General features: G+C 69.5%; 13 protein-coding genes. 7 read left to right on the top strand and 6 right to left on the bottom strand.

From position 1 onward, the window contains the following. Positions 1–118: 118 nt before the first annotated feature. The gene (locus tag ACIBK6_RS10255; protein ID WP_399050520.1) at positions 119–1363 is read right to left on the bottom strand and encodes an MFS transporter; all 1245 of its coding nucleotides are present in this window, start codon (positions 1361–1363) and stop codon (positions 119–121) included. Between the two features lie 175 nt (positions 1364–1538). Next, the gene (locus tag ACIBK6_RS10250; RefSeq protein WP_399050518.1) at positions 1539–2486 is read right to left on the bottom strand and encodes a LysR family transcriptional regulator; all 948 of its coding nucleotides are present in this window, start codon (positions 2484–2486) and stop codon (positions 1539–1541) included. 80 nt (positions 2487–2566) lie between these two features. Here ACIBK6_RS10250 and ACIBK6_RS10245 point away from each other — a divergent pair, with 80 nt between their 5' ends. The 4 genes from ACIBK6_RS10245 (at position 2567) to ACIBK6_RS10230 (ending at position 8459) form a co-directional block, all read left to right on the top strand. Next, positions 2567–2791 (top strand): hypothetical protein, encoded by a 225-nt coding sequence (locus ACIBK6_RS10245; protein ID WP_399050516.1) that lies wholly within the window; start codon positions 2567–2569, stop codon positions 2789–2791. A 254-nt stretch (positions 2792–3045) separates the two neighbouring features. Continuing rightward, entirely contained in the window at positions 3046–5577 is a 2532-nt protein-coding gene (locus ACIBK6_RS10240; RefSeq protein WP_399050514.1) for a collagenase, read from the top strand. Positions 5578–5749: 172 nt separating this feature from the next. After that, on the top strand, positions 5750–7330 hold the full coding sequence (locus ACIBK6_RS10235; protein WP_399050512.1) for a serine/threonine-protein kinase: 1581 nt from the start codon (positions 5750–5752) through the stop codon (positions 7328–7330). Positions 7331–7373: 43 nt separating this feature from the next. Then, the gene (locus tag ACIBK6_RS10230; RefSeq protein ID WP_399050510.1) at positions 7374–8459 is read left to right on the top strand and encodes a cupin domain-containing protein; all 1086 of its coding nucleotides are present in this window, start codon (positions 7374–7376) and stop codon (positions 8457–8459) included. 53 nt (positions 8460–8512) lie between these two features. Here the strand turns inward: ACIBK6_RS10230 and nadE are convergent, their stop codons facing one another. After that, on the bottom strand, positions 8513–9343 hold the full coding sequence (gene nadE / locus ACIBK6_RS10225) for an ammonia-dependent NAD(+) synthetase (protein ID WP_399050508.1): 831 nt from the start codon (positions 9341–9343) through the stop codon (positions 8513–8515). 142 nt (positions 9344–9485) lie between these two features. Further along, a complete protein-coding gene (locus tag ACIBK6_RS10220; RefSeq protein ID WP_399050506.1) occupies positions 9486–10514 on the bottom strand; it encodes a hypothetical protein in 1029 nt (342 codons plus the stop codon). Between the two features lie 356 nt (positions 10515–10870). Here ACIBK6_RS10220 and ACIBK6_RS10215 point away from each other — a divergent pair, with 356 nt between their 5' ends. Next, positions 10871–11506, top strand: coding sequence for a DUF1707 domain-containing protein (locus ACIBK6_RS10215; RefSeq protein WP_399050504.1), 636 nt, complete (start codon positions 10871–10873; stop codon positions 11504–11506). A 15-nt stretch (positions 11507–11521) separates the two neighbouring features. On the opposite strand, the gene ACIBK6_RS10210 is transcribed toward ACIBK6_RS10215, so the two are convergent. Next, positions 11522–12352, bottom strand: a complete 831-nt coding sequence (locus tag ACIBK6_RS10210) for a helix-turn-helix transcriptional regulator (protein WP_399050502.1) — start codon at positions 12350–12352, stop codon at positions 11522–11524. A gap of 102 nt (positions 12353–12454) precedes the next feature. On the opposite strand from ACIBK6_RS10210, the gene ACIBK6_RS10205 reads away from it, so the two are divergent. Beyond that, on the top strand, positions 12455–13162 hold the full coding sequence (locus ACIBK6_RS10205; RefSeq protein ID WP_399050500.1) for an SDR family NAD(P)-dependent oxidoreductase: 708 nt from the start codon (positions 12455–12457) through the stop codon (positions 13160–13162). 105 nt (positions 13163–13267) lie between these two features. Here the strand turns inward: ACIBK6_RS10205 and ACIBK6_RS10200 are convergent, their stop codons facing one another. Beyond that, entirely contained in the window at positions 13268–14380 is a 1113-nt protein-coding gene (locus ACIBK6_RS10200) for an ABC transporter substrate-binding protein (RefSeq protein WP_399050498.1), read from the bottom strand. A 662-nt stretch (positions 14381–15042) separates the two neighbouring features. On the opposite strand from ACIBK6_RS10200, the gene ACIBK6_RS10195 reads away from it, so the two are divergent. Then, a complete protein-coding gene (locus ACIBK6_RS10195; RefSeq protein WP_399050496.1) occupies positions 15043–16902 on the top strand; it encodes a M1 family aminopeptidase in 1860 nt (619 codons plus the stop codon). Positions 16903–17008: the final 106 nt, after the last annotated feature.

The raw sequence follows: 17008 nt of genomic DNA, 5'->3' as shown, positions 1-17008 counted from the left end.
ACTACCCTGGCATTTTCCGGCTGAAACGGCGGCTCGGGCGGTAGCCGACGGTCGTCGACGACCAGAAGTCCGGCCCGACTCGGGGCACACCGCCGAGCTGCGGCGGGTCATGTGAGGGTCATGTGAGGCTTGCGGTCTGTTCCACCGTGTTGTGGGGCGTGTTCCCGCGGCGCGGGAGCAGCAGCGGGGTAGCCAGGAGGAGGACTCCGGCGGCCGCGATCGCGGTGCGGGGGCTGGTGATGGCGGCCAGCAGGCCCCACACGGCGGTCATGGCCGCGATGGCGGCGCTGCTGCTGATCGACCACGCGGCCAGGGTGCGGGCCACCCGGCCGGGGTCGGTGTGGTCGAGCCGGTAGGTGGCCAGCACCGGGTTGAACACCCCGCAGCAGGTCACCAGGCCGAGTTGGACGAAGATGATGAGGACGATCCCGGGTACGCCGGGCCCGACGAACGCCAATCCGACAGGCCAGCACGCACGCAGCGCCCCGGCGGTGAGCATCACCTTGTGCTGCCCGAACCGCGCCGCGAGCCGGCGCGCGAGGCGTGAGCCGACGAGGCCGCCGACGCACGGCGCCGCGAAGGCGAGACCGTACTGCCAGGGAGCAAAGCCGAGTCGGCCAAGCAGGAGTACGGCGAGCAGCGCATCGGAGGCCATGATCAGGCCGTTGACCACGATCGTGTTGAAGAACAGCGGGCGCAGCGTGGGGTGGGTGAGGATGTGGCGCCATCCTTCGAGCAGATCGCCTGCTCGCAGCCGCGCTGCACCGGTCCGCGCCGGGAGCGCTTCCGTCCCGCCGATCGAGCGGATGCCCAGCGCGGAGAGCAGATAGCTGACCGCATCGGCCACCACGGTCGTCACCGGGCCGAACATCGCGATCGCGGCCCCGCCGAGCGGTGGTCCGACCACCGTCGCGGTCCATGTCGTGGACTCGAACCGGCCGTTCGCGACGAGCAGGTCCTCCGGCGGCACGAGCGCCTTCAGATACGCACCGCTGGCCGCGTTGAAGGCGATGTTGGCCGCGGCGACGACGACGGAGACGACGAGGAGTTGGGCGAAGCTGAGCCGGCCGAGCGCGAACGCGGCGGGGATGCTCATCAACGCCGTGAACCGGGCCAGGTCCATCGCCACCATGACCGGCCGCTTACGGCGGAACTCCACCCACGGACCGAGCGGCACCGCGACCACGGCTCCCACTGCCCGCCCGGCGGCGGCCAGCGCCGCCACCTGGGTCGGCCCGGAATGCAGCACGAGGACGGCGATCAGGGGAAAGGCACCGAACCCGAGCCCGGTGCCGTACGCGCTCACCGCGTACGCCGCCCACAACCGCCCGAACCGCCGCCCCAGCACCCGCCTACCCGCCATGCCCATCGCACCTCTCGCCGATCCCGGTGACAACCACACGCTGACCACCGGCATCAAAGCGAGAAACAGATGACGAGATCAAACAACCGACCGCCGGGAAGGCACAACCAATCGTTGTCCGGGCAGCATGACGCCATCGGCCCGCACCGGACGAACCCCGCTCCGCGCGGAGCGCCTAGCGCGGCGGTTCGGAGCGCTGAGCCCATTTCGGCATCCAGGTTTCGCCGTCCGGGTAGCCGGTGTACGTGGACGTGAGGCGGTCGCGCAGCGCGGTGAGGGCGGGGTGCGGGTTGTCGGTGTGCCAGAGCAGTGAGTGCGGGTACACCGGCGTCGGGCCGCGCAGGGGAATCAGCCTCAGGTCGTGGCCGGCGGGCCAGACGAGAGGTGTCCGATCGCTGACGAAGGTGGCCAGCGTCGAGGAGCCCGCGATCGTGTCGAGCAGCGACTCAAAGCCGAAGTTGGGGCCGGTGACCTCGATGGTGAACCCGAACGCGGCGGCGAGTTCGTCGTAGTAGGCGGCCCACTCGGTTCCGGGGATGTTGCCGGGCATCCAGATCCGGCGTCCGGCGAGCTGAGCGGGTGAGACCGCGCGGGCGGCGGCGAGCTCGTGGTCCGGTCCGGTGAAGAGAAACAGGGGCTCGTCGAGGACCGGGGTGGCCTGGATGCCGTCGGGGAGCTGACGCCCGGGCAGGGTGACGGCGCGGAAGGTCGCGTCGATCGTTCCGGACGCGAGAGCGGCGATGGCTGCGTCGGAGTCGAAGAGGGTCACGACATCGAGGTCGACGTCGGGGTGCGCGCGGTGGAACTCGCGCAGCACTCCGGCCAGCGAGAGCCGTCGGCTGATCACGTCGACGCGCAGCGCACGGCGGACCGGCCGTACGGAAGCCGCCGCCCTGTCCTCGGCCTGGAGGAGGGCCCGGGCGTGGGGCAGGAAGGCCTGTCCGTCGATGGTGAGCCGGGCCCCGCGCGCCGTGCGGCTGAACAGCCGCACACCGAGGTCCTTCTCCAGCACGGCGATGCGCTTGGAGACGGCCTGCGGGGTGATCGACAGGTTGATGGCGGCTTCCTGGAACTGTCCCGCGTCCACGGCGGTGACGAAGGTGCGTACGGCAGTGAGGTCCACGTCGGCGATCCTACCGACTCAACCAATCGTTGAGTCGTGGCGGTGAAATCCGCGAGAACCGGGGCATCAGTCTGGCCACCGTGGACCCCCTGGACGACGCCCCCGCCACCGTCGTGATCCCCCTGGACGACGCCAGGACGTACCAAACGCGCACACCAACTACGAGTGGCCCCGCAGGCAGCTCCTTTCGACCGAACGCGAAATGCCGGGCCGGTACGTCTCCGCCCACCCGCTGGACGGCGCTGCTCTCGATGAGCGGGCCGAGCGGGCGGCTCTTCGAAGCCGAGGGGCAGAGCGGCTGGTAGCGGCGGGGCTTCAACAGGGCCTGGCCATCCGGTCATTGCCTCGGGTTTACCCGCAGGCCTCTTCCCAGCACATGTGACATGTGCAATTTTACTAGCCACGAGCTGTGTCCATGCCAATGTGCGCAGCCCGGCCCGCAGGCCATCGGGTCCTGTCCGTGACGTCCCCAGTCACGGGCGGCCCGGACGGTCGAAGGCCTGCGATACCCCCCTCGCCGCGCACCGGAGCGCGGCGTCACACCGCTGGGAGGCGGCACGTGAACACCCAACCGGAACGAAGAAGTCTCACCGGTTTCCTGATACTTGCCCTCACGCTATGTCTGGGCATCGCCCTGCTGGCCCAACCGGGCCGCGCCGCAGCCGCCGACGCCCGGCACGGCACGGGCCGGCAGCCCGCGACCGCGACCCAACCCAAGCCACGAGCAGTGCCGCCGCCGGTCGGCTCGACCGCCGACCTTTCAGACCGCGCCGATGTACAACACCACCCGATCAGCGCCGCTCAACTTCCCCCGCACCGCCCGGTTCCGTCGCAGACCCCGGCGAAGGGCAGAGCGGCGGCCCGCGCCGCCACGGCGTCCTGCACCGCGGACGACTTCGGCAGCCGGACCGGATCCGCGCTGGTGACGTACGTCCAGGCGTCGTCCATGGACTGCATCAACACGCTCTTCTCTCTCACCGGCACCAACGCTTACAACGTGTTCCGCGAAGCGCAGATGGTCACCATCGCCAACGCCTACCAGAACGTGGCGAAGACCTATCCCGGCGACAACTCCACCAACGTGTGGCAGCTCGTGCTGTTCCTGCGCGCCGGATACTTCGTGCAGTCCAACAACGCTTCCGCTGTGGGGCCCTACGGCCAGACCCTGGCCACGGCCAGTGAGAGCGCACTGGACACCTTCGTGGCGTCCCCGCACTTCATGGACGTGAGCGCGGCGAACGGCAGCATCATGGGTGAGGTCCTCATCCTGACGGACAGCGCCAACGAGCAGGCCCGCTACCTGAACACGTACAAGAGTGTGCTCAACGCCTACAACAGCTCCTACGACGCCTACTGGAGCATGGACACGGCCGTCAACGACGTGTTCACCCCGATCTTCCGCGGGCACTGGAACCCGGCGTTCATCACCCAGGTGACCTCCGACCCGAGCATCATCGACACGCTGAGCTCGTTCGTACTGAACCACCGGGACAAGCTGAGCGACAACTGGTTCTACCTGGCCTCCAACGCCGGTACCGAGATGACCCGCTTCCTCGACACGGCCGCGCTCCAGGCCAAGGTGCGGCCGCTGGCGAAGGGCCTGCTCGGCGCCTCGTCGATCACCGGCACGGGCGCACCGCTGTGGGTCGGGGTCGCCGGCATGACCGACACCTACGACAAGGCCCAGTGCTCGTACTACGGCACCTGCGACTTCGTCGCCCAGCTCACCGCCGCCGCCCTGCCGATCACCTACCCCTGCGACGCCGGGCACACCTTCCGCGCCCAGTCCCTGACCAACGACGCCCTGACCGCCGCGTGCACCAGCCTCAAGGGCCAGGACGCCTACTTCCACGGCATCGTCAAGGACAGCGGCCCGGTGGCCGACGACCACAACACGAACATCCAGATCGTGACGTTCGCGAGCCCGAAGGACTACCAGACGTACTCCGGCTGGATCTTCGGCAACAGCACCAACAACGGCGGCGAATACCTGGAGGGCAACCCCTCCGACCCGGCCAACCAAGCCCGGTTCCTCTCCTACGTGAAGAGCGTCAACGACGGCTTCCCCGGGGACATCTGGAACCTGAACCACGAGTACACGCACTACCTCGACGGCCGCTACGACATGTACGGCGACTTCAGCGCCGGGCAGGTCGTCCCGGACATCTGGTGGATCGAAGGTTTCGCGGAGTACGTCTCCTACAGCTACCGGGGCATCCCCGACACCCAGGCCATCACCGAAGCAGGCAAGCACACCTACGCGCTGAGCACGCTGTGGCAGAGCTCGTACGCCAACTCCGACCAGACCCGCACCTACCCGTGGGGCTACCTGGCCACCCGCTACATGATCGAGAAGCACCCCGCCGACGTCCAGAACATGCTGGCCAAGTTCCGCACCGGTGACTACGCGGGCGGTTACGCGGTCTACAACACCGGCATCGGCACCCGCTACGACGCCGACTTCAACACCTGGCTGGACGCCTGCGCCGCCGGCGCCTGCGGCGGGACGAGCAGCGGGCCGACCGCGGCGTTCGACACCGCGGTCTCCGGCCTGTCGGTGAACCTGACCGACAAGTCCACCGACACCGGCAGCAGCATCACCAAGCGCTCGTGGGACTTCGGCGACAGCACCACCTCCACCGACACCAACCCGTCCAAGACCTACACCGCCGCCGGCACGTACACGATCACTCTGACCGTCACGGACGCCAAGGGAGCGACCGCCAAGGCGACCAAGTCCGTCACCGTGACGGGCGCCCTGCCGACCTGCACGAGCACGGACACCCGCGTCATGGGCCAGAACTGCTCCCGCTCCGGCCTGTCGGGCCGGGCGGGCGACCTGGACTACCTGTACCTCTATCTGCCGGCCGGGAACACGACCCTGAACATCACGACCACCGGCGGCACCGGTAACGCCGACCTCTACTACAACCCCGACACCTGGGCGACCAGCACGGCCTACACGGCGCGCTCGACCAACGCCGGGAACACCGAGAGCATCACGGTCAACAACTGCACCGCCGGGTACCGGTACATCAGCGTGTACGGTCAAACGGCCTTCAGCGGCCTGACGATCACCACCCAGTACTGATCTCCCCCACCGCCCTCCCCACCCGGGGAGGGCGGTGACACCTCCCCCGCCCCGCACCCGATCCCCGTACGGTGCGTGTCCGTCACCGGCATGCCAGAATGCCGGTCGGCCGTATCAGCCAGGTATTTGGGGGTAGTTGGTGGAGGCGCTGGACGCGCAGGACCCGCGCAGCGTGAGCGGATACCGCATCCTGGGGCGGCTCGGCGAGGGCGGTATGGGCCGGGTCTACCTGGCCCGCAATCGCGGCGGCCGCTCGGTCGCGCTGAAGCTGATCCACTCCGACATGGCGGCCCTTCCCGGCTTCCGCGACCGCTTCCGGCGCGAGGTGGACGTCGTCCAGCGGGTGGCCGGGGTCGGCACCGTGCCGGTCGTGGACGCCGGGGTCGACGAGCAGCACCCCTGGTACGCCTCGGACTACCTGCCTGGGCCCTCCTTGCAGGACGCCGTGGACCAGTTCGGCCCGCTGCCCGAGGAGGCGCTGTGGCGGTTCGCCGCCGACCTCGCGGAAACGCTGGAGCACGTCCACAGCAAGAGCCTGGTCCACCGCGACCTCAAGCCGTCCAACGTACTGCTGTCCTCCTCGGGGCCCAAGCTCATCGACTTCGGGATCGTGCACGCGGCCCTGGACACCGGTCTGACCATGTCGGGCGCCCGGATCGGTACGCCCGTGTACATGTCGCCGGAGCAGGCGTACGGCGAACGCGTCACCACCGCGAGCGACGTCTACAGCTACGGCCTGACGCTCGCCTTCGCGGCCACCGGGCGCACCCGGCGGCGCGGCAGCCAGGCCCCCGAGCTGCCGGGGGTCGACGACCGGCTGGCACGGCTGATCCTGCACTGCCTGGACCCGGAGCCCGAACGCCGCCCGAGCGCGGCCGAACTCCACGTCCAGACAAGGGCGTTCGACACGACGACGGACACCTGGCTCCCCACGCAGGTGGCTTCGGCCATTGCCCGTACGTCGGAGCAACTGCTCAACCTGGAGGCGCAGGACGATCTCACACGGGCGCGGTCGGACACCGTGACGGACGATCCGGCGCCTCCGGGGGCCGGTTTCCACAGTGCCGCCACGCACGGACCTCCCCCGCCGCGCACCGGCCCATCGGCACCGTCGACGCCCCCACCGCCGCCCGGCGGGGGGTACGGCGCACACCAACCCGGCTACGGCTACGTCCCCCCGCAGGCGGCCCCCGGCTACGGCTACCCGCACCAGCCCACCGCACCGTCCTACGACTACTACCAGTCGACCGGGCCCGGCGGGCCGAACAACGGCGTCCAGTGGCAGGGCCCCCACCTGGGCGGCCCGGACTGGGTGTACGGCGGACTCCTGGGGCGGCCGCTGTTCGGCCTGCTCTGGCTGCTGCCGCTGGGTATCGGCTCGTATCTGGTGGTCTTCGCGCTGCCCACCGCCATGGGCTGGCTCCGGGTGCTCGCCGTACCCGCACTGCTCGGGATGTGCCTCTGGCTCACGGCGGTACGCAAACGCATGCCGGCCGGGAAGTGGTGTGGGTGGAACCAGGCGTTCTGGCTCGTACTGGCCTTCTTCGAGGTGCAGGGCTGGTGGGGCATCAGCTCGTACAGCGTGCTGGACGTCTCCATCGCGAACAAGGGGAAAGTGACGCCCTATCAGAATCTGGTCGCCGGGCTGAACGGCCTGTTCTCGTTCGCCCTCGCGCTCGGCTCGCTCGCTCTGATCTACGTCGTGCCCGCCGCGATCGCCCGGGGGATGCGGCGCCGCAAAGAAGGGTTCTGAGTCATGGGCGACAGCGACGCCCTGGGCGGTGCGGGACATGGGGGTGCGTGAGGCGATCGACATCTCGCGGAAGCAGGGGGGCGGTCGTCAGCCGGAGGGCCGGCCTCAAGGCGTCATCACCGGGCTGGATACTCGTCTGATGGACGTATCGAGAGCTTCCTGGGTCAACACGACGCACGACTGGTCCGGTGTCGTTGACGCGGATCATCTGGCGCGTATCCGAGAGAGTCCCGCGGAGTTCGCTCCGGATGGACCTTGGCACCTCCTCCTTGAGGTACTCGCCTATGCCGCCGACGAAGCGTCGAGCAACGGCGGGGGACGCTGCGCCGTCGTGCTCCACCCCGACGGTTCCCTGTCTGTCCGGGACGACGGACGGGGCACCGACACCCGCGTGGACGAGCACGGCCGGAGCGTGAAGAAGCCGGTCATGGCTACGAAGGATCTCCGCTTCTTCGACTTCCCGCAGGTCGAGGTGCTGCCGGACGGCCGTCCTCGGCGCGGCATGTCCGTGGTCGCGGCGCTCAGCGAGTGGCTCGTCCATACCAACCGCCGCCTCAACGGGGCCTGGACTCAGCGCTACGAACACGGCGTCCCCGTCACCGGACTTGAGCCCGTCGAGGGCGACGGCACGACCGGGACGCTGGTCCATTTCAGGCCGGACGGAGCGTTGGGTCCGGTGACCGTGCCGGCGGCCGACGACCTTGCGCGCCTGGCCACGGCCTGGCCGCAGCTGGCGGTTCAGGTCGATGACCGGCGGATGGAGAACACGGGCAGGTCCGGCGATGCGGAATCGGAGCAACCACCCACCTCTCGCGTGGTGTTGCTGGACGTCCCGGTGCTGCCGATGAAGCCGACCACCCGCGTGGAAGTGCGCAGGATCACCCTGCGTCCTGGGTTTGCCACTGGTCGCCACACGCACAACTGCCCCGTGTTCGGGAGCATCCTGGAAGGCTCTGTGATCTACCAGGTAGACGGAGAGCCGGCATCGGTGCTCAAGCCGGGCGACGTGTTCCACGAGCCGGAGGGCGTACCCGTCCGCTTCGATGCGACCGACGAGGGTGCCACGTTCCTGGCCTACTTCTTGTTGGACGGCGGTCAGGAACCGGAAATCGAGCTGGTTGCGGGATGAGCCGACGCGGCGGGACGGCCCCGGCATTCCGCCGCGCGACTCATGGCAGCCCCCTAGGGAGCGATGGGCAGCTGGCGCTTGTGCTCGGTGCGGCGGTAGCGGCCGGCGATCGTTTCGAAGGCCCGCTCGTCCACCGGCTTGCCCTCCAGGAAGTCATCGATGTCGTCGTAGGTGACCCCGAGCGCGTCCTCGTCGGCCTTGCCCGGGTCGAGGGACTCCAGGTCGGCCGTCGGGGACTTCCACACCAGTTTGGCGGGTGCGCCCAGCACGTCCGCGACGGCGCGCACCCGGCGCTTGGTCAGGCCGGTCAGCGGGACCAGGTCGGCGGCACCGTCTCCGAACTTGGTGAAGAAACCGGAGACGGCCTCGGCGGCGTGGTCGGTGCCGACCACCAGGCCGTCGTGCGCGCCGGCCACCGTGTACTGGGCGATCATGCGCTGCCGGGCCTTGATGTTTCCGTGCACGAAGTCCTGGTGGTGGGCGTCGCGGAAGCCCACACCAGCGGCCAGCGAGGCCTCCAGCGCGGCGTCGCTCGCGGGCCTGATGTCCACGGTCAGCACGTGGTCGGCCCGGATGAAGGAGAGCGCGAGCTGGGCGTCGTGCTCGTCGGCCTGGGTCCCGTACGGCAGCCGCATCGCGTAGAACCGCGCCTCGTGCCCGGCGGCGCGGGCCCGCTCGACGGCGAGCTGGCACAGTCGGCCGGCGGTGGTGGAGTCGACGCCGCCGCTGATGCCGAGCACGAGGGAGCGCAGACCGGTGGAGGTCAGCCGCTCGGCGAGGAAGGCCACCCGGCGTTCGACCTCCCGCTCGGCCTCGAAGGTCTCGGCCACCTGGAGTTCCCGGGCGATCTCCTGCTGCAGGGCGATGGACGCCGGCTCGCTCACGTCTGCTCCTTGTTCCACTTCACGATGCGCTGTCCCGCCCACCCTACTCAGCGCGAGAGACGTGCTGCCCCCGTGGACCTCGTACCCGGCCGCAGCTCAGAGAGTCGAGCCCCCCGCAGCCCCGGTGGCCGCCCCGCGCCTGCTAACGCCGGGCGGCACCCGAGTACAGCTCCGCGAGAGCGTGGAAGGCTTCCTTCGGCTCCCAGGGCGAGCCCGGGTAGGTCCGGGTCGGCTCAGCACCCGGGGCAGCACTGTCCAGCATCGTCACGATGCCGTACGAGCCGAGATCCAGATCGGTCCGCGGATCGGCCCGGTGCGGCAGTTCGAAGCCGGCGAAGCTGAACCAGAAGGTCGTGTCAATGCCCTCCTCCTCGAACAGCGGCAGGAGATCACGCATGTACCGGACCTGCTCGCCTTCGTCGCGCACCGTGCCGGCCCGGACGAGGCCGTCCACCTCGATCACCGTCCATCCGCCGGCGCCGAGGTCGGCCGCGCCCCGGTAGGCGCAACAGCCCGCCTCGGTGACCGCGTCCGGCTTTCCGTGGGCGAAGTGCTGCCGGATCTGCTCCCGGTAGTGGGAGGCGTTGCGGCTGTTGCGGTAGGCATCCACACCGACGATGTCGAACGGCGTCCAGTCGACGTGCTCGATGGGAATCGACGCGTAGGACACCCGGCCGCCGAACCGCGGCCGAACGGCCTCCACCACTTCGCTCAGGAAGGCGTTGAGCCTGCCGGGAATCTCCTTGAGCGCGGCCTCCCGTTCCAGCGGCACCGCACGAAGGGTGTGCATGCGGTCGTTGAAGGTGTCTCCCGGGAGGTAGCCGACGGCGAACAGACTGATCTCGCAACCCGTGACCAACACGACCTCGGCCCCCGAGCGGCGCAACGCCTCGGCCCGGTCCGCGCAGTCCGCGAAGTAGGGCAGCATCTCCTCGTTCGTCATCTCGCAGGGGAACGGCGAGAACCAGACCTCCAGCCCAGCCGCTGCCGCATGCCCGGCGGCGATGCTCAGCCGCTCGGGATCGCCACCGGTGATGCGTACTGCGGTACAGCCCAGATCGTGCGCGATGACCCGCATGTCGCGCGCCACGGCACCGGAATCAAACGCCTTACGGGTGCTGTCCCCACTCGGGAACGTCCCGGTGTCGTACTGCACGCCCTTGCCGCGCATCGCAACTCCTCCACGAATCCATGGGCCCGGCCAATGCCGCAAGCCGCTGCCTCGACTCTGTTCGTTCCAGCGGCTGGAAGGTCAACGAGGTCCGTCCGGCGTCGTGCACCCGTCCGCATCCTGGATCGCGTTCAGGGGCGGATCCGCCTGCGACGAGCCCGAGTTCGCGACGTTGCGCGATGCGTGCCAGGTGTCCGACTCCGTCCTCAGCAAGACCATTTGGTCCCTGGCGGCCGCCGGATATCTCAGCATCCGCAAGGGGTATGCTCGCGGCTGTAGCGCGATATAACGTGAGTTTGTTCATTGGAGACCGGCGGGTCGGATGACGCCGCCCACGGAATGGGGATGATGCGGACATGTCGCGAAATATCTCGTCCACTGGCCAGCCTCACGACCCCGGCATGTCGCCCGCCCTCAGGGCTTCGCACGCCGACCGGGACCGGACCGTGGACGTGCTGCGCCTCGCAGCAGGAGACGGCCGACTGACCGCTGCCGAGCTGGACGAGCGCCTGGATGACGCACTGACCGCACGTACGATCGGCGAGCTGGCCGAGCTCACGACCGACCTGCCGCCCGTAGCGGCGACGCCCAACGGGGGCACGGTGGAGGTCAAGGATGTTCTCCGGATCGTCCAGCAGGGCGGTTCAGTCGGCCGCGACAGCCGCTGGGTGGTTCCGCGACGGATGGAACTCCGGGCGTCCTGGTGCGACGTGACCCTCGACTTCACTGAAGCGGTGATCACACGGGACACCCTGCGCATCGACATGGACATGCGCGGCGGAACCATGCTCCTGGTGACCGGGCCGGGAATCGTGGTGAACACCGACTCCCTCTCGATGAGTTACGGCAAGGTCAAAGGCCTGCGGGCGGCCGATCCCGGGGCGCCGCATACCCTTCAAGTGGAGTTGGTCGGCGGTATCACCTTCGGCCGAGTCGTGGTGAGGTCCCCGCGACGGATGTTCCGGCAGGGACTGCTCCGCACGTCCTCGTGAGTGCGAGCCGGGTCGCTATCCGACGAGCGTCTGGGTGCCCAGGACCTTGAGGAGTTCGAGGCGTTCGGCGTCCTGGCTGCCGGGTTCGGCCGTGTAGATCAGGATGCGCAGTTCGCTCCCCGCGACGCTCAGGACGTCGCAGTCCAGTGTCACGGCGCCCACGTGCGGGTGGTCGATGGTCTTGCGGGACGCCTCGTGGCGGCCCACTGCTCCGGAGTCCCACAGTTCGGCGAACCGGTCGCTGTTCGCGCGCAGTTCGGTGATCAGGTGCCGCAGCCGCCGGTCCGCTGGGTACCGGCGGGCTGCCGCGCGCAGGTCGGCGACCACTGCGGACTCCAATGCGAGCCGGGACTGCGACGTGTGGCGGACGCGGGCGTCCGAGCCGACGAAGGCGCGCCACGCGCCATTGCGGTCACGTCCGTTCCGCTCCCCCATCAGCGCCGTGTACAGCGGGTTGGCAAGCAGCAGCGTCCACGATGCGTCGGAGACCGCGACGGGCGTCCCGCTCAGCCTGTCCAGCATCCGGTGCACGCTCGGCGTGATGTACGCGGGCACCGTGCCCCGGCCCGGCGGTACCAGCCCGGCGGCATGAAAGAGGTGCTCGCGTTCGGCCGGGGACAGCCGCAGCGCCCGCCCGAGGGCCTCGACGACCTGCTCCGACGGGTTGGCCGCCCGGCCTTGTTCGAGCCGGGTCACGTAGTCGACCGAGATCCCGGCGAGCATCGCCAACTCCTCGCGGCGCAGGCCGGCCGCGCGCCGGTGACCGCCCGTGGGCAGCCCCGCCGCCTCCGGGGACACCCGGTCGCGCCAATGCCGTACCGCCCGCCCGAACTCCGTGCTCGCCATGCTCCCCACTGTGCACCGCCACGCACTGATCTTCCTGGTACTGGCAGTCCCAGGAAGACGGGACTCCTGCCTGCCGTCGGTCTTCCGCCGCAGCATGGAGGCATGACCACGACACTGATCACCGGAGCGAACAAGGGGCTCGGCTTCGAGACCGCCCGCCGCCTCGTCGCCGCGGGCCACACCGTCTACATCGGCAGCAGGGACCAGGAGCGCGGCCGCCTGGCCGCCGAACGGCTGGGCGCGCGGACGGTCCGGCTCGACGTCACCGACGACACATCCGTCCAGGCCGCGGCAGAAGCCATCGAGGCGGACGGCGGTCTCGACGTACTGATCAACAACGCGGGCATCGAGGCCCGCGACGCCGGCAACAACGCGATCGGCGCCGAGGACGTGACGGCCGACGTGATGCGGCACGTCTTCGAGACGAACGTCTTCGGCACGGTCCGCGTCACCCACGCCTTCCTCCCGCTGCTGCGGCGCTCCGCCGCCCCGGTCATCGTCAACGTCAGCAGCGGTCTGGCCTCCCTGACCCACGTCGCCGACGCGGGCACACCGGCGTACGCCTACCCGGGCGTCGCATACCCGGCGTCGAAGACCGCGGTCAACATGATCACCGTGCAGTACGCGAAGGCGTTCCCGGCCATGCGGATCAACGCGGTGGAGCCCGGCTTCACCAAGACCGACCTGAACGGCAACACCGGTGTCCAAACCGTCGAGCAGGGAGCCGAGATCATCGTCCGCATGGCCCAGACGGGCCCCGACGGCCCCACCGGCGGCTACTTCGACGCCGCGGGCCCGCTCCCCTGGTAGACCCGGCCGGGCTCCTGGGTTGCTCGCTGGGGAGCCGCCCCCCGGCCCGGGCGATGGCCGACTTCGCATTCGGACAGATCTGGGCAGTCGGACCTCGCTGCTCTCTCAGCCGGCGTGAAGGATCCGAAAGCGATCGGGTGCCGCCGGATCTCGATCAACGACTTGCACTGGCGGCCACGCCCATTGCCAAACGCTGATGCCCGGCGTGCGGGAGAACTGGATCTGCCCGCGGGTGCCTTCGACCGCAACCCTCGGCCAGGATTCGGCAGTGCGCGCCCGGTCCGCGCCGTGAGAGCGCAGCACATCGGCGAGGACGGCGACCGTGTCGTAGCCCTCGAACGCGACGAAGGAGGGCGCTTCGCCCAGCCGCTCGCGCAGCGCCGTCTCGACTCGTGCACCGAGTGGGCCGAGGCGCTCGGGCAGGTAGCGCAGGAACGGGATCGCGGCGCCGTCGTCGCCCAGCAGCGTCACCCATTCGGCGAACTCCGGTTGCCCGGCCGGAGCACCGATCAGGATCTCGGCGAGGCGCTGGTCGCGGCGGACAGACTTGACGATCGGCACAGCCGGCTCAGGGTGGCCGACCAGAAGAAGGAGGGCTGTCGCGCGATTGTCGACGAGTTCGTCGCACACGGCCGTGGGGGTGAGCGCGCGCATGTCGAGTTCGATGACCGTGCCGCCGCGTGGAGCGAGGTACTCCCGCAGAATGCGGGCCCCGGATGCCCAGTAGACACTCGGCTCGGCTGCTACGGCGATTCGGCTGTGGCCCGCGCCGAGGAGGAAGTCCGCGTAGATCTGCCAGCCGTGGGACTGCGCCGGGGCGAGGCGCGCGACCCATTGCGTTGGCTGTTCGGTCAGCGCGTCGATAACCGCTGACGAGCAGAGGAACGGCAGGCCGAGGGCGTCGGCTCTGGCGGCAGCGGCGCGAGCGACGACGCTGTGATACTCCCCCGCCAAGGCGGCCACGCCCAGGCGAGCCAATTCGTCCACGGCCGCCGCGGCCCTCTGCGGATCAGCCGCGGTGTCTCGGACCACCAGCTCAAGTGGTCTTCCGGCGATCCCGCCGGCGTCATTGACTTCGCGAACGGCCAGCTCGAGTCCAGCGAGCAAGTGTTGGCCCGCCTCGACCCAGCCAGGCCGAGTCAGCGGAACGAGAGCGCCGATCTGGACTGATGAACCGTCAGTCCACTCCGCTCCAGATGGCGATGGTGGCGTACTCATGCGTTGGCGCCTCCCCTGTGACGACTCGGTGGCCGTTTGCCCAGATCGCAGAGTGGCAAGGACCCGGAGTACGCGTTCATCTCAGCTCGCCGTGGCGGGCGCATCTGGCTGACCATGCCGGTCATTGCATCCACCAGCATCGCCAACAGGCAACCGATTATTTGTTCGCCGTCGGCCCGGCTTGGGCCAGGGCCGACGGCGATACGGCAACAGCAACGGCGTTGACGTCCGCCTCCGACCAGTCCGGCGGGGCGGCGGCCTCACAGGCAGGGGACTTCGCCGCCGAAGGCGCGCGGGTCGGCGGACCTGTCGGCGGGGTCCCGGCGCATGTCACCGGGCAGGGGGAAGCCTGGCCTCCGCGGCACTTCGGATAATCCCCCTCCGACGAAGGAATCGTTTCCCCTCATTCGGACGGGGTCGCCGCGCGGAGTAGAGCCACGGACACGAGGCTGGCTTCAAGCATCCCATCCCTCTTGGCATGCTTCCGTCAAACCTGCGAGGCTTCCCACAGGTGTCGCCCGACCCCGGGGAGGCACCGCGGAAATCTCCCTCAGCGATCACGCAAGCGATGCGCGCAGCCCGCGACTGCCCGTCGGCCCACCCAGGCCTGCCGGGCGGTCACCGAGCAGGCCGGAACCCCGGCCGTCTCAAAGGAGTCTCGTGTGAGATCCACCCCCCACAAGTCCCTCGCCACGACCGCATGTGCCGTCGCCGCGATGGCCGCCGTCTCCCTCCCCGTCGCCCCGGCGGCGGCCGCGCCGGCCAAGGCCCCCCGCCCCTCCGCCTGCACCCCGGCCCAGGTCGTCGCCAACGGCGGCTTCGAAAACGGCACTTCGCCCTGGAGCCAGTCGTCGCCCGGCGTGATCACCAACCGCGCCGGCCAGAGCGCCCACGGCGGCACCGGCTTCGCCTGGCTGAACGGTGTGGGCAGTACGCACACCGACACGCTCTCCCAGAGGGTCACCATCCCGTCCGGATGCGGCACCGCCACGCTCTCCTTCTGGCTGCACATCGACACCGCCGAGGCGACGTCGTCCACCGCGTACGACACGCTGACGGCGAAGATCGGCAGTACGACGCTGGCCACGTACTCCAACCTCGACAAGAACACCGGCTACGCGCGGAAGTCGTTCGACGTGTCGGGGTTCGCAGGTCAGACCGTGGACCTCGCCTTCACCGGCACGGAGAACTCCAGCCTCCAGACGAGCTTCGTCATCGACGACGTCGCCCTCGACACCTCCGGTGGCTCGACCCCGCCCGGCGATGCCACCCGTACCCCGGCAGCGCCCTCGTACGACGTGCGTCTCAGCAGCGACGCGAGCGGCAGCGCGTGGACCGGCCACGAGACCGCGAACTTCACCAACGCCTCCGCCACCGCGCTCAGCGAGGTGTACCTGAGGCTGTGGGACAACTACCACGGCACCTGCTCCGCCATGCCGATCACGGTCAGCAACCTCACCGGCGGGACCGCGGGCGCCCTCTCGGTCGGCTGCACAGCCCTCAAGATCGACCTGCCGACGCCGCTGGCCCAGGGACAGTCCGCCACCATCGGCTTCGACCTGGGCATCAACGTGCCCAGCGGCGCCGACCGTTTCGGCTCCGACGGGGCCTTCAGCTTCATCGGCAACGCCCTGCCCGTGCTCGCCGTCAGGGACTCGGCGGGCTGGCACCTGGACCCGTACACCAACAATGGTGAGTCGTTCTACTCCCTCGCCGCCGACTTCAAGGTGGCTCTCGACCACCCGAGCACCCTGCTGATACCGGCCACCGGCACCTCGGTCGACACCCCCGGCTCCAGCGGCCGCACCATCACCACCGCCACCGCCGCCAAGGTCCGCGACTTCGCCTGGGCGGCCGGCCCCTTCAGCAAGATCTCCGGCACCTCCGCCGGCGGCACCCCGGTCAACGTCTATTCCGTCTCGGACATCGGCTCGGCCGACGCCCAGTCGATGCTCACCACCGCGGAAACCGCCGTGGATGCCCACGCGGCCCGGTTCGGCGCCTACCCGTACGGCAAGCTGGACGCGGTGCTCGACAACAACTTCTGGTTCGGCGGCATGGAGTACCCCGGATTCGTGCTCGACCTGGTCAGCACCACCGCGCTCACCCACGAGATCGGGCACCAGTGGTGGTACGGCATCGTCGGCGACGACCAGTACAACAGCCCGTGGCTGGATGAGGCGTTCACCGACTACGCCACCGATCTGGCGCTGAACAACACCGGCACCAACTGTTGGAGCGGCGTCTGGTGGGCCTCGGCCGACGAGAAGATCACCAACTCGATGGCCTACTGGGACGCCCACTCCTCCCGGTACTCCACCGTCGTCTACGGCCACGGCAAGTGCGCCCTGCACGACCTGCGGCGCGTCCTCGGCGACGGCGTCATGGCCACACTGCTGAAGGACTACGCCACTTCCCACTGGTACGGAGTCTCCACCACGGCCGAGTTCAAGGCAGCCGCTCAGGCGGTCACGGCCACGGACCTGACCTCGTTCTGGACCCAGCACCGCATCGACGGCTGACACGGCACCGGTTTCGCCACGGCGGACGCCGTCCCGGCACGTCTACCGCGGCGAACCGATGACCTGCCCCGCAGCAGGCACTGCTGCGGGGCACGGTCCGCCCCCT

Source organism: Streptomyces sp. NPDC050485 (assembly GCF_044458185.1).
GTDB lineage: Bacteria > Actinomycetota > Actinomycetes > Streptomycetales > Streptomycetaceae > Streptomyces.
This window is presented reverse-complemented; position numbering and strand designations above follow the sequence as displayed.